This is a genomic window from Bacillus mycoides (assembly GCF_000832605.1).
Lineage (GTDB): Bacteria > Bacillota > Bacilli > Bacillales > Bacillaceae_G > Bacillus_A > Bacillus_A mycoides.
This window is the reverse complement of record NZ_CP009692.1, coordinates 5,156,380-5,169,380: the sequence shown is the minus strand read 5'-3', so window position 1 is coordinate 5,169,380 and position 13,001 is coordinate 5,156,380. Positions and strand designations below refer to the sequence as shown.

The following is a 13,001-nucleotide window of genomic DNA, read 5'->3' as shown; positions in this document are numbered from 1 at the left end:
ATAATATCACCTTACTTATTTTTATATTCAGTAATTAGGGGAGTCATTAACGGGATGAAAAAAAGAAAAAGACTATGGAATTTATGGAAAACGATTACATTGTTAGTTTGTACGGTTGTAATTTTTTCTTTACTTGTTACAGATATATTAATTAGTCATAATGTAGAGCGGACAACGGAGGATAGCCAGGCAGAGAAAGCGAAAACAATTGCACATATTGTGGCGAATGATTCAGTTGTAATCAATGGTTTGATTGGGAAAGCAGATACTTCAGCAATCCAAACGTATACAAATAGGATATTAAAAAATACAGGTGTTCAATTTATTGTAGTTATGGATATGGATGGAATAAGAAAATCTCATCCAAATCCTCAAAAAATAGGTCATCATTTTATTGGGGGAGATGAAGGACCTGCATTGAAAGGGAAGGAACATGTATCGCTAGCAGAAGGAACTTTAGGTATTTCAATGCGAGTGTTTGTACCAATATTTTCTGAAACAGGGGAACAGCTTGGAGCAGTAGCTGTCGGTATTTCAGCAGATAATGTAAAAGAAAGAGTTAAGCAAAGTAGACATATTATTTATATTGGTGTCGGAGTTGGAGTATTAGTTGGGATTATAGGAGCAATATTGCTAGCTAGACATATAAAGAAAAGTTTATTTGGTCTTGAGCCGCATAGGATAGCAAAAATTCTTGAAGAAAGAAATACGATGTTGCTTTCGGTGAAAGAAGGTATTATTGCTGTAGATAAAGAGGCGAATGTAACTTTAATAAATAATGAAGCGAAACGGCTATTTAAAAAAAGTGGACTGGAAGAAGACTTTATTGGTAAAGATGTTGAATTGTATATGCCAAATTCACGTATAAAAGAAGTGTTGCAAACAGGCGAGGTACAATTAAACGAAGAACAAAATATTTACGGAATTACGATTGTCACAAATCGTGTTCCTTTATATGTAAAAGGAGAAATAGTTGGCGCGATCGCAACATTTCGTGATAAAACAGAAATTAGAAAATTAGCAGAGGAACTAACTGGTATTAGGCTATATGCGGAAGCGTTACGGGCACAATCTCATGAATTTATGAATAAAATGCATGTCGTATTAGGGCTCACACATATGAAACAGTATGAAGAATTGCAGAAATATGTAAGTAGTATGGTATCAGAGCATCAATATGAAATTGGTGGGGTTATGAAAAGAATAAAAAGTCCAGTATTTGCTGGTTTTTTACTAGGTAAACTTAGCTATGCTAGGGAGAAAAATATAAAGTTAATTATAAGTGAAGATTCTTACTTGCCGGAAATATATGATGAAAGTATTACTCATGAACTTATTACGATTGTAGGGAACTTAATAGATAATGCATTAGAGGCAGTGATACATTGCAAAAAGAAACAAGTTGAAGTTGGGATACAATATCAGAATACATTAACTATTACAGTGCAAGATACGGGGAAAGGTATAGAAGAAGACGCAGTGGATGCATTATTTACAAAAGGTTATTCCACAAAAGGGGATAATCGCGGTTATGGTTTGTATCTTGTAAAAGAAAGTATACAGCGAATAAATGGGGAGATTCACATTTCCTCCTTATTAGGAGAGGGAACAACGATAACAATTGAAATACCTAAAGGTAGGGATGAGAAGCAAATATGATTAAAGTTTTAATTGTAGAAGATGATCCGATGGTTGCGATGTTAAATACGCATTATTTAGAGCAAGTGGGAGGGTTTGAACTTGTCCATGCAGTTAACTCAGTTAAAGAAGCGATAGAAGTGTTAGAGAGGTCACGAGTAGACTTCATATTACTTGATATTTTTATGCCTGAGGAGACTGGATTTGAGCTGTTAATGTATATTCGAAATCAAGAAAAAGAAATTGATATTATGATGATTTCAGCTGTGCATGATATGGGAAGTATCAAAAAAGCATTACAATACGGGGTTGTAGATTATTTAATTAAACCCTTTACATTTGAACGATTTAAAGAGGCGTTAACTGTATATCGAGAAAAATTTACTTTCATGAAAGAACAACAAAAAATTAGTCAATCGGAATTAGATTCATTAATTTTGCAAAAAGAAAGAAGAGAGCCAACTGTCACTAAAGAGCTTCCGAAAGGATTAACAAAGCAAACATTGCAACTCATTTGGCAGAAAATCGCATCGCTTAATGGACAAGCATTTACAACTGATGAAATGGCGCAATTAGTAGGGGTTTCGAGAGTTTCTATTCGAAAGTATGTAATGTTTTTGACTGAAATCGGAGTATTAGAGAATGAAATGGTGTATCAAAATGTGGGAAGACCGGTGAGTAAATTAAGGTGTATTGACCGGAATAAAATAGACTTTTACGTATAAGCGACTTATTATAGGTCGCTTATACTTTTTTTAATTACAAAACCAATTACAAAACTTACAAAAACTATTTTTACTATTGAAAGCGTTTTAATATTGTTATTAAGAAAACAAGGGGGTGCCATATGGGAATTCAAAAGAATGTGGAAGCGGTATCATTTTCTGAAGGCAATGAATTGAAAAGTGAATCTTTCGCTTCTAAAATTATGAACGTTAAAATCGGTGTTATACCTTTACCGTTATACGTAGTATTGGCTGCTATTATTTATGGAGCATCTGTATATAATAAATTACCAGCAGATATGATTGGTGGTTTTGCAGTTATTATGATCATGGGTATTTTCTTAGGTGATATTGGAATGAGAATTCCGATATTAAAAAATATCGGTGGTCCAGCAATTCTCTCATTATTTATTCCATCGTTACTTGTATTTTTTAACTGGATGAATCCAGCTTCAATGGAAGCTGCGACTATGTTAATGAAAAAATCGAACTTTTTATATTTATATATTTCTTGTTTAGTAGTTGGAAGTATTTTAGGAATGAACCGTAAAGTGTTAGTGCAGGGTTTCGTTCGTATGTTTATTCCTTTAGTAGTAGGGACGTTAGCTTCTGTAGCAGTGGGCTTATTAGTCGGTTCACTATTTGGATTTGAAATGAAGCAGACATTCTTCTTTATCATCGTACCAATTGTGAGTGGTGGTATCGGAGAAGGGATTTTACCATTGTCGCTAGCTTATAGTGATATTTTAAATGAATCATCAGCAACATTTGTATCACAGCTTATTCCGGCAGCTATTATTGGGAATATGTTTGCAATCGTGAGTGCAGGGTATATGAAGCGTTTAGGTGAGAAGAAACCGGAGCTTAGTGGTAACGGTGTATTAGTGAAAACAGACAATCAAGCAGATTTATTAAAAGAACAAAATACAGAGAAGCCAATTGACTTCTCATTAATGGGAGCAGGTTTATTAATTGCATGTACGTTCTTCATCTTCGGAGGATTTGCTTCTAAGTTCATCGGTATTCCTGGGGCAATCATTATGATTTTCTCAGCAGCACTTGTGAAATACTTTAAATTAATGCCAGCAAAAATGGAGCAAGGAGCATTCCATTTATATAAATTTATTTCAAAGAATTTAACTTGGCCGTTAATGGTCGGGTTAGGATTGCTATATATTCCGTTAAAAGACGTAGCAGCAGTTCTTTCGGTAGGATATGTTGTTGTGTGCGCATCGGTTGTTCTTACAATGGTAGCGTCAGGTTTTCTTGTAGGGAAAGTGATGAAAATGTATCCAGTTGAATCAGCGATTGTAACTGGATGTCATAGTGGCTTAGGTGGAACTGGAGATGTTGCTATTTTATCAGCTTCAAATCGTATGGAATTAATGCCGTTCGCACAAATTTCAACGCGTTTAGGTGGGGCTGCAATGGTCGTAACAGCGACAATTTTATTAAAAATGTTTTCATGATCAAACAAGCTAGCTATATTCATATAGCTAGCTTGTCAAATTAAGGGGAGATTATAAGTATGTTAGAAAATCAAATTAATGAAAGATCATTGTTATTGCATAAAGAGTTAGTAGGGAAAATTGAGATTACAAGTAAAGTAGAAGTGAATACAGCGGATGATTTAAGTTTGACTTATACACCAGGTGTAGCGGAGTCTTGCAAAGCAATTGCGGCAGATGAGGAAACAGCTTATGACTATACAGCACGAGGGAATATGGTTGCAGTTGTTTCAGATGGAACTGCAGTACTTGGTTTAGGGAATATTGGACCGAAAGCGGCTATGCCTGTTATGGAAGGGAAAAGTATTTTATTTAAGAAGTTTGCGAATGTAGATGCTTTCCCGCTATGTTTAGGTACGACTGATGTGGATGAAATCGTTACCCTTGTGAAAAATTTAGAACCTACATTTGCAGGTATTAATTTAGAAGATATTGCAGCGCCACGTTGCTTTGAAATTGAAAAACGATTAAAAGAAGAAACGAATATTCCTGTATTTCATGATGATCAGCATGGGACGGCTATTGTCGTTTTAGCAGCTGTTATTAATGCATTAAAAGTTGTAAGTAAACAAATGGATGATGTGAAAATTGTTATTAACGGTGCGGGTTCGGCAGGAATTGCAATTGGGAAATTATTATTAAAAGCTGGCGCAAAACATATTACGTTAGTTAGCTTAGAAGGTATTGTTTGTGAAGGTGAAACATGGATGAACGAAGCACAAATCGAAGTTTCAAAGAAGACAAATCGTGAATATGTGCGTGGAACATTAAAAGAAGCGATTCATCAGGCTGATATTTTCATTGGCGTATCTGCTCCTAACGTATTAACGAAAGAACTTGTACAGACGATGAATGAGAAAGCGATTGTGTTTGCAATGGCGAATCCAATTCCAGAAATATTCCCAGAAGATGCATTAGAAGCTGGAGCTGCTGTAGTTGGAACTGGTCGTTCTGATTATTCAAATCAAGTAAATAATGTATTAGCGTTCCCTGGTATATTCCGTGGTGCATTAGACGTACGCGCGACTGATATTACAGAAGAGATGAAATTAGCAGCAGCATATGGGATCGCTAACATAATTACGGACGAAGAGCGTAATGCGAATTATGTAATTCCCAATCCATTAGATAAAAGAGTTGTTCCAAGTGTTGCAGAAGTAGTAGCGAAAGCAGCCATTGATTCAGGTGTGGCACAGATTACGAAAATGCCAAGTTATAAATAGTCAAAAGCAGCGCCTTAAAAAGGCACTGCTTTTTTTGAGATAAGAAATCAAAATAATGAAGAAGTGTAAATTTATTCAAGCCCCGTTCATTATTTATTTAACTCCATTGCAACTTGTTTACCATTTATTAAAACCTCAGTTACTGCTACGATCACTTCTATCATTTTTTTCATCTCTCATCTCTCCTCGCGTCATTTCTTACTTTAAGTATAAGAGAAGAGAGATAATCCACCTATCGAAGTACGTGACGTAGAAATTACATTGTTGTAAGGAAGTGTTTCAGTTTTGTCACTTTATTCGGCATTGATTACAAATTGATCATAATATCTTTCATTCACATATATGTTTAATACCCATAATCCAGATGAAGGTAGTGACATTACGAGAGGGAGTTCCTTTACGGTTGTATCGACTGTATTTGAAGTAGTCCAAGTTTGTTTGGAGGTTTCTTTTTGAAAGAGTACTGGTGTTGGAGTTGTAGTTCCTTGTTTTAACGCGATAATAGATAGTTTTCCAGTTGGCATTTCAGGATCCAGGAAGAACCACATTATTTCATTTTGCTCATTTGCGATAATAGAGCTATCAGCCATTGCAATTTTTCTTTCAATGCCTTTTAACGGTATTTTTCCTTCTACGAATGATGGTGCTTCTTCCCAATTTACATCTTTTAAGACACTAAGGTGAAAAAAGGAAGGTGCGTTAATTTGAGAGGATGACGTTTCTATTACTTCTTTTTTAGGTACATTTGAATCGGGTTGCGATTGCGCGCAGCCAGTAATGAGGAAGGAGAAAAGTAGCATAGTTCCGATTTTTTTCATGGTGCCACACTCCTAATTTTTATTGTTAGTGTAATTGTATTTGCTAGAAGACGAGACAATTCCTTTAAATCATAAAAAGAGGTCGTAAGTTTTGTACGACCTCTTTTGACATTTTCTATCCCAATTGGTGAGGGCTAATAATCAGTGGGGGATGGAACCCCCCACTGATTAAAGTTTCACTTTATATTTGTTCAGTTGAAAAGGTTGGTTCTCTCTCTTTTTGAGGCATTGTTAAGAAAATAACAGAAAGGACGATACATACTCCGCCTAATAATTGATATGCTCCAAAAGATTCATTAAGCCAAGCGATTGAAACGATGGCAGCTACAAGTGGTTCAATGCTAGATAAAATACTTGTTTCTGTTGCTGCTAAATATTTAAGACTCCCGATATAAAGAAGGAAAGAAAGAGTGCCACTTATAATGATAAGAATAAGCATAGAAAAAGTTTGAAGTGTGAAAGTTTGCGAAATCTGACTCCACCCAAAAGAACGATTACAAATAAGCAGTGCAATCCCTCCAATTAACATCCCCCAGCCAATTACTATAGTTGTTCCGCATTCTTTAATAAGGGAAGCCGGATGAAGGGTATAAAACGCAAAACCAATCGCTGTTAATAGGCCGAAAGTAATAGCTGCTTTAGATAAAACAATATTTTCAATTGAACCGTTTGTAATAATAAAGTATGTCCCTGTTAGAGCAGTTATAATTGCGAGTATTTGCATAGAAGCAGGGAATTTCTTTTGCTCAAACGCAACGTAAATTGTAATAAGAACAGGACCTAGAAATTGAAATAGTGTTGCCGTTACGGCATTACTAATATGAACTGTTTCGATAAAGGCGTATTGCGCACCGAGCATGCCAAGAATAGAGAAAATAATAAGCTGTATAGAATGTCTAGGGTGTTTCCAAATTTGAAATATGTTTTGTTTCTTTATTAGTAAGAAAGACAAAATAAATACTCCTGCAAGCAACAAGCGAATTGTTAAAAAATCAATTGATGATACGTTCGTATGTTGAAATAGCCATTGAATCATCGGTCCAGATAATCCCCATAATGTGGCTCCTGTAATAATCATAATGAGTCCGATACGTCTACTTTTGTTCATGATCATGCATCTCCTCTTTAGTATTTGATTTTTTATGTGTGACATGATAAAAGGAATTATATATAAAATCTGGTACTGTAAAAAGTATCAGATTTTAGTTTTATTAAGGGGTCAGATATTATGTTAGAATTAACGCCTAATTTAAATATGAATAGTAAGAAGGCATTGTATGTGCAGTTGTATGAGTATATAAAAAAAGAAATTAAAGATGGAACGATTCTATCTTTTACGAAATTACCGGCTAAGCGAAAGTTAGCAACACATTTACAAGTAAGTAAAAATACAGTAGAGGCGGCTTACGAGCAATTACTTGCAGAAGGTTATATTGAGTCAATTTCGAGAAAAGGTTATTTTGTATGTAAGGTTGAGCAAATGGTTCATGTAGAAGAAAACGAAGAGAGAATAGAAGAAGTATCCTTTCAGGAGAGGGATTATAAATTTGATTTCACACAAACAGGAGTCGATACAAATGCTTTTCCGTTCAATATGTATCGGAAAATTATAAATGACGTATGGCAGCCTCATAATAATGAGTTGCTCTTTCTTGGTCACCCACAAGGAGAATGGAGCTTAAGAGAAGAAATTGCGAACTATTTGTATGAATCTAGAGGTGTGCGTTGTGCAGCTAGTCAAATCGTATTAGGAGCGGGAACACAAATATTAGTGAAACTACTGTTTCAATTATTAAAGGGAAGTAATTATGCAGTTGAAAATCCAGGATATCATAGAAAAATGGTTGTTTTTGAACAGGGAGAAAAAAGAGTTCAAATGTTATCTTTGGATAGAGATGGAATTTGTATTGTAGATTTAGAGAATAGTGATGCGAACGTTGTATTTGTTACTCCTTCCCATCAGTTTCCGTACGGAATGATTATGCCTATCACGAGAAGGATGCAGCTTTTACAATGGGCGAAGAAAGAAGAAGGTAGGTATATTATTGAAGATGATTACGATAGTGAATTTCGTTATTCGGGAAAACCTATACCGGCACTGCAAGGGTTAGATACAGACGGGAAAGTAATTTATATGGGGACGCTATCTAAAGCATTGTTGCCATCATTACGGATGAGCTATATGGTGTTACCAAAGAAATTGATTAAAAAGTATCAACAACAATATTTATTTTATACACAAAGTGTTTCAAGAATGGATCAAGAAGTGATTAGAAGGTTTTTAAGTGAAGGGTATTGGGAAAAACATATTCATAAAATGCGTGTCGTCTATCGAAAGAAGAGAGATCGACTTGTTTTTGAACTAGAAAAGTACTTCTCAAATCGTGTTGAAGTGATAGGAGAAGATTCAGGATTGCACATTTTATTAAAGGTGCATAATGGAATGCGGGAAGAAGAATTAATTAAAGAAGCTGCGAAACATAGTATCAAAATATACCCTGTGTCTACGTACTATAAAGACGGTACTGCACCTGAAAATATAGTGCTACTTGGATTTGCGATTTTATCAGAAGAAGAAATTGCGAAAGCGATTCAATTATTAAATAAGGCATGGTTTATAAAAAAGTAAAAAACATCCTCATAAATGCGAGGATGTTTTTTATTATTTTTCTTCATCTAGGAAAAGAACCATATGCTCTTCATCCCAATATTGTCCGTTATATTTTAATGAACGTTCTTGCACACCAAATGTTTTAAACCCTAATGACTCGTAAAGTTTTTTTGCACCATCGTTGCCAACAACAACATCAAGCATAACTTGCTCTACTTCTAAAGATTTAGCAAGCTCAAGACATTCTTTAATAAGTGCTTTTCCCGCTCCAAGTCCGCGTGCTTTTGGAGACACGTATACTGAACCAATTTTAGCTTTATGTTCTTGTTTTACATATGGTTTCGTTTCCAGTGTTGCAACTCCGATTAATTCTCCATCTTTAAATGCACCTAGTGTATAGTTCTCATCTTGTGCTAATTTTTGGGCTTTATATTCAATAGCACACTCTTTATTAATAATATCTTCATAAGAAGAGCTGAAAGCTTCCGGGTTTTGTTTTAACCCTTCTACTCGAAGTTCTAAGTAAATTTCTGCTTCGTCTTTTGTTAATACATGGATATCCAATTATATCACCCTCCAAATCTTTGACAGTTGTACCTATATTTTATATTGAAATAAGAATAATTTCAAAAGCTTAGCTTATAATAGTTGGTTTTATAAATAAAATAGCACCAGTAGTGTTGACTACTACTGGTGATTTCACGCATATATTATACAAATGGTAATTCAATTATAAATTCTGTTCCGACTTCTAATTCGCTTTTAACTTCAATAGAACCATTATGAAGTTCTACAATTTCTTTTGCAACAGCCAGTCCGATACCTTTTCCACCTGTAGCTCGTGTTCTGGATTTATCGACACGGTAAAAGCGATCAAAAACATGTGGGATATCTTCTTTTGGAATACCTTCACCTTCATCTTGTACACTTATTGTAAAAGTATTCGCACTGGTTAGTACACGTATTATTATAGAAGTGTTTTCTGGTGAATGTTGATAAGCATTGTGTAATAAATTTAACATAACTTGTTCCATACGTCTTTCGTCTATGCAAACTTCTAAATCATCTTTGCAATGTACATGGAGTTGCATTTGTTTGTTTGTTAATGTTGTTTTTGTTTTTTCAACCATTCGTTCTAAAAATGGTTTAAGAATTACTTTTTGTTTTTTTATAACAAACTGGTGTTGCTCTAATTGTACAAGCATAAATAAATCTTGTACGAGATCGGTTACACTATCCGTTTCGTCTTCAATGATTTGTAAGTATTCTTCACGTTCTTCTTTCGTTAGAGAATCTCTTTTTGCTACCTTTGCATAACCTTTCATATAGGTTAATGGAGTTAGTAATTCATGCGCTACACTAGCGAGAAATTCGCTTCGTTCTTTTTTCATATACGTAAGTTCACTAGATAAATCTTCAATCGTTTTTGCTAAGCTTCCAAGTTCATCATTTCGTTTAATTCCTAATTGAATCGGCTTATTTAATTTTGACATTTTTTCTGTCGCCCGCTTCATTTTTATAAGCGGTTCTGTAATAACACGAGAAAAAACAAAGACAGAAATAGTAGTTAAAATAATTGTCAAAACACTAATGATAAGAAATTGATTCATGAGTTTAAGTAACATATTTTCTAAGAAAGATGTCTTTAATAACATATATAACTTACCTTGAAATCCTTGAATTTCCAGCGGGCTTACTGTTGAGATGAATTTTGATTTTTTCCAGTTTTTTTCAACGATTAATCCACCTTCTGGGATAGTCTCAGTTTTACAAGTAAGTTGTTTTTGCATTTCTTTCGTTACGGGTTCTGAGGTAGAAATAATTTTGCCGTTATTGTCTGTTATAATGATAGCTATATCAGAGTTAGCAATTAATTCTGATTCAACTAAGTGTTCAGCCTCAGTGTTGATATCAAACTCGGGGTACACAGCACGTTTAGGTCGTTTACTGTGTTCAGCGCTTTCTGTGAGTTGCCTTTCTTTAGAATATGCACCCCACTTCGCGCGGTTTTTAATCATTTTACTATAGCGATTTCCTTTCTCTAAAAGAGCAAGAGTTTCCTCTTCAATGCGTATGTTTGAAAGGTTCTTATAAAAAGATACGAAGGCAATTGTTTCAATACATAAAGCTAATATTAAAAAGTATGTCCCAACTTTAAGGGAAAGTTTGCTCATTTTCTCACCATACCTTATTTCATATAGAGTGAAACTTTAATCAGTGGGGTTTTATCCATCCCCACTGATTAAAGTAATTATTCACTTTTCCATTTATATCCGACTTTATAGACGGTTTCTAAGTAATCTTCAACTGGAAATTCTTTTTTGCGTAATTTATCACGGATATTACGAATATGTGAATCGATAGTTCTGTATTCGATGTCTGTTTGATAGCCCCAAATCTTTTCGATTAAATCGTCTCGGCTGTAGGCACGGTTTGTATTTTGTAAAAAGAGTCCAAGTAACGAGAATTCAATAGGAGTTAGTGAGATTCTTTCACCATAAACTGTAACAGTATGTTTCGTTTTATCCCACTCAATACCATTGAAGCTAACAAAGCCATCTTTCTTCGTACGGCGTAATATAGCCTCGATTCGCGCGACTAATACATGCTCATCGAATGGTTTTGTAATGTAGTCATCTGCTCCCATAGTCAGACCTTTGACCATATCATAATTTTGGTTGCGAGCTGTTAGCATAATAATTGGAACGTTGGAAATTTGACGGATTTGATAGCAAGTATCCCACCCATCCATATTCGGCATCATAACATCTAATAAAATAATATCGAAGTCCTTTTGTTCGATTAATTCTAGCGCTTCAAGGCCAGAAGTAGCTTTCATACAAAAATAGCCACGAGGGCTTAAGAACAGATCTAACAATCGTAACATACGTTCTTCATCGTCTACTAATAAAATTTTCACCATAATCTTGTGCACCCCAAACTATTCATTCTACTTGTATAGTTTACATGAAAATAATAAAAAACTCTTTTTATGTGATTGAATGGATGGCTGATTTTTTCAATCAGGGCAATTGACATAAAAAATGCACTAGTTTTGCACAACTATTTTTTATAATAGAAAACGTAGCGACACAAATACCCTATGTTGCGACATAACGTCATGTCATTTTATTTATAAAATGACAATTCCATTCTATTGTGTATGTGAGATAGAGAGGGTTTTCGTATTCACCTCGCATCGGATAAGAAAAATTTCCTATCTCACACTTTTTTTAAAAGGGGATTGTACACATGAGTAAAAAAGTAGAGCATTTACAAAAAGAAAAGCAAGATCGTAATGCGGTTGTAATGTGTGTTGCGGTATCTATGCTTATTATGATAAGTTGTGTAAATAAATTTTTCGGGATTTTATAATAGAAAAAAAGCTTATTGCTTCTTAAGAAGCAATAAGCTTTTTTTATGTATTCTATATAATAAACCAAGGTAAAATTGCTAATCCAGAAGTTACAATTGCTGTAGCAAATATTAAAAAGATAGCTTGTTTGTTTTGTTTCATGTTACATTCTCCTCTACATATCAATTGCTTGCTATACGTTTACTTAATAATTAGCGGGAGATGGATCCTCCTCGCTGAGTAAAGTTTCACTTTATATTTTTAGTATAACGAATGGAAAGGATTGGAACGATCGATAAAGGTGACATGAAGATTACATTGTTGTAATGAAAAAAGCATCTTAATTAATAAGAAGATGCTTTTGAAAAATTATATTTAAATGTTAATTATTTAAGAATAAAACCATATGCTCTTCGTCCCAATATTGGCCATTATGTTTTAAGGACCGTTCTTGCACGCCGTAAGTTTGGAAGCCGAGGGACTCATATAATTTTTTTGCAGCAGTGTTATCAGCAACAACATCAAGCATGAGCTGTTCTACATGTAATTTATCGGCATTTTCAATAATCGCTTTAATTAAAGCTCGTCCTGCACCGAGACCACGCGCTTTTGGAGAAACAAAAACGGAGCCGATTTTTGCCTTATGCTCTTGCTTAATAAATGGCTTTGTTTCTAGAGTAGCAATACCGACTAAATCATTATCTTTGAAGACACCTAGAGTATACTTATCCGGATTGCTTAATCGCTTTGCCATAGCAGCGACAGGGTTTTCATGTTTAAGAACATCTTCATAAGAAGAGCTAAAAGCCTCAGGGTTTTTCGTTAAACCTTCCATACAAACTTTCAAATAAATTTCTGCGTCCTCTGTTGTTAATAAGCGAATTTCCATAGTTGTAACCTCCTAGATTGATTCAAATTTAATTCATTAACTTTGTAAGATTAAGTTTAGTTAAATGTATTCTGTGACTATTCTTTCTTAATTTGTAAAAGAATGAAAAGATTATGCTACTATGTTTTCATTTTATTTATCCCGTTATTTGTGGGCAGTAAAACTCCTACCTCAAAATTCGGCTGGAGCAAAGAAGTTAGGTGGGAGTCGGGCTGCCCGTAAAAGCCCGATTGG

The 13,001-nt window shown here is 34.6% G+C and carries 12 protein-coding genes; 6 read left to right on the top strand and 6 right to left on the bottom strand.

Translation table 11 applies throughout. The features are described from left to right. Positions 1 to 54 precede the first annotated feature (54 nt). From BG05_RS28280 to BG05_RS28265, 4 genes are all read left to right on the top strand, one after another. Positions 55 to 1,659 carry a sensor histidine kinase gene (locus tag BG05_RS28280; protein ID WP_003187237.1) on the top strand — a complete coding sequence of 535 codons (1,605 nt, stop codon included), beginning with the start codon at positions 55 to 57 and terminating at the stop codon, positions 1,657 to 1,659. Next, the gene (locus BG05_RS28275; RefSeq protein ID WP_033733749.1) at positions 1,656 to 2,363 is read left to right on the top strand and encodes a response regulator; all 708 of its coding nucleotides are present in this window, start codon (positions 1,656 to 1,658) and stop codon (positions 2,361 to 2,363) included. The genes BG05_RS28280 and BG05_RS28275 overlap by 4 nt, the downstream gene beginning before the upstream one ends. Positions 2,364 to 2,485: 122 nt before the next feature. Next, positions 2,486 to 3,832, top strand: coding sequence for a 2-hydroxycarboxylate transporter family protein (locus BG05_RS28270; RefSeq protein WP_002063728.1), 1,347 nt, complete (start codon positions 2,486 to 2,488; stop codon positions 3,830 to 3,832). Positions 3,833 to 3,891: 59 nt separating this feature from the next. After that, a complete protein-coding gene (locus tag BG05_RS28265; RefSeq protein WP_002010426.1) occupies positions 3,892 to 5,094 on the top strand; it encodes an NAD(P)-dependent malic enzyme in 1,203 nt (400 codons plus the stop codon). 293 nt (positions 5,095 to 5,387) lie between these two features. Here BG05_RS28265 and BG05_RS28260 read toward each other — a convergent pair whose 3' ends face one another. Beyond that, positions 5,388 to 5,912, bottom strand: a complete 525-nt coding sequence (locus tag BG05_RS28260; RefSeq protein WP_002010428.1) for a DUF4871 domain-containing protein — start codon at positions 5,910 to 5,912, stop codon at positions 5,388 to 5,390. A gap of 181 nt (positions 5,913 to 6,093) precedes the next feature. Next, a complete protein-coding gene (locus tag BG05_RS28255) occupies positions 6,094 to 7,020 on the bottom strand; it encodes a DMT family transporter (protein ID WP_002125137.1) in 927 nt (308 codons plus the stop codon). 120 nt (positions 7,021 to 7,140) lie between these two features. Between BG05_RS28255 and pdxR the strand changes: the two genes are divergently transcribed. After that, entirely contained in the window at positions 7,141 to 8,541 is a 1,401-nt protein-coding gene (gene pdxR, locus BG05_RS28250; protein WP_002169190.1) for a MocR-like pyridoxine biosynthesis transcription factor PdxR, read from the top strand. A 33-nt stretch (positions 8,542 to 8,574) separates the two neighbouring features. On the opposite strand, the gene BG05_RS28245 is transcribed toward pdxR, so the two are convergent. The 3 genes from BG05_RS28245 to BG05_RS28235 form a co-directional block, all read right to left on the bottom strand. Next, positions 8,575 to 9,087 (bottom strand): GNAT family N-acetyltransferase, encoded by a 513-nt coding sequence (locus tag BG05_RS28245; protein WP_000351210.1) that lies wholly within the window; start codon positions 9,085 to 9,087, stop codon positions 8,575 to 8,577. Positions 9,088 to 9,233: 146 nt separating this feature from the next. Next, positions 9,234 to 10,697 (bottom strand): sensor histidine kinase, encoded by a 1,464-nt coding sequence (locus BG05_RS28240; RefSeq protein WP_003187240.1) that lies wholly within the window; start codon positions 10,695 to 10,697, stop codon positions 9,234 to 9,236. Positions 10,698 to 10,774: 77 nt separating this feature from the next. Then, the gene (locus BG05_RS28235; RefSeq protein WP_002010439.1) at positions 10,775 to 11,446 is read right to left on the bottom strand and encodes a response regulator transcription factor; all 672 of its coding nucleotides are present in this window, start codon (positions 11,444 to 11,446) and stop codon (positions 10,775 to 10,777) included. 329 nt (positions 11,447 to 11,775) lie between these two features. On the opposite strand from BG05_RS28235, the gene BG05_RS31905 reads away from it, so the two are divergent. Continuing rightward, on the top strand, positions 11,776 to 11,898 hold the full coding sequence (locus BG05_RS31905) for a hypothetical protein (protein ID WP_002125145.1): 123 nt from the start codon (positions 11,776 to 11,778) through the stop codon (positions 11,896 to 11,898). A gap of 362 nt (positions 11,899 to 12,260) precedes the next feature. Here BG05_RS31905 and BG05_RS28225 read toward each other — a convergent pair whose 3' ends face one another. Continuing rightward, complete coding sequence (locus BG05_RS28225; protein WP_000405886.1) at positions 12,261 to 12,767, bottom strand: GNAT family N-acetyltransferase; 507 nt, start codon at positions 12,765 to 12,767, stop codon at positions 12,261 to 12,263. Positions 12,768 to 13,001: the final 234 nt, after the last annotated feature.

Excerpts from the sequence above, each read along its gene's own strand:
- BG05_RS28280 (WP_003187237.1), top strand. The coding sequence starts at position 55 with ATGAAAAAAAGAAAAAGACTATGGAATTTATGGAAAACGATTACATTG.
- BG05_RS28275 (WP_033733749.1), top strand. The coding sequence starts at position 1,656 with ATGATTAAAGTTTTAATTGTAGAAGATGATCCGATGGTTGCGATGTTA.
- BG05_RS28270 (WP_002063728.1), top strand. The coding sequence starts at position 2,486 with ATGGGAATTCAAAAGAATGTGGAAGCGGTATCATTTTCTGAAGGCAAT.
- BG05_RS28265 (WP_002010426.1), top strand. The coding sequence starts at position 3,892 with ATGTTAGAAAATCAAATTAATGAAAGATCATTGTTATTGCATAAAGAG.
- BG05_RS28260 (WP_002010428.1), bottom strand. The coding sequence starts at position 5,912 with ATGAAAAAAATCGGAACTATGCTACTTTTCTCCTTCCTCATTACTGGC.
- BG05_RS28255 (WP_002125137.1), bottom strand. The coding sequence starts at position 7,020 with ATGAACAAAAGTAGACGTATCGGACTCATTATGATTATTACAGGAGCC.
- pdxR (WP_002169190.1), top strand. The coding sequence starts at position 7,141 with ATGTTAGAATTAACGCCTAATTTAAATATGAATAGTAAGAAGGCATTG.
- BG05_RS28240 (WP_003187240.1), bottom strand. The coding sequence starts at position 10,697 with ATGAGCAAACTTTCCCTTAAAGTTGGGACATACTTTTTAATATTAGCT.
- BG05_RS28235 (WP_002010439.1), bottom strand. The coding sequence starts at position 11,446 with ATGGTGAAAATTTTATTAGTAGACGATGAAGAACGTATGTTACGATTG.
- BG05_RS31905 (WP_002125145.1), top strand. The coding sequence starts at position 11,776 with ATGAGTAAAAAAGTAGAGCATTTACAAAAAGAAAAGCAAGATCGTAAT.
- BG05_RS28225 (WP_000405886.1), bottom strand. The coding sequence starts at position 12,767 with ATGGAAATTCGCTTATTAACAACAGAGGACGCAGAAATTTATTTGAAA.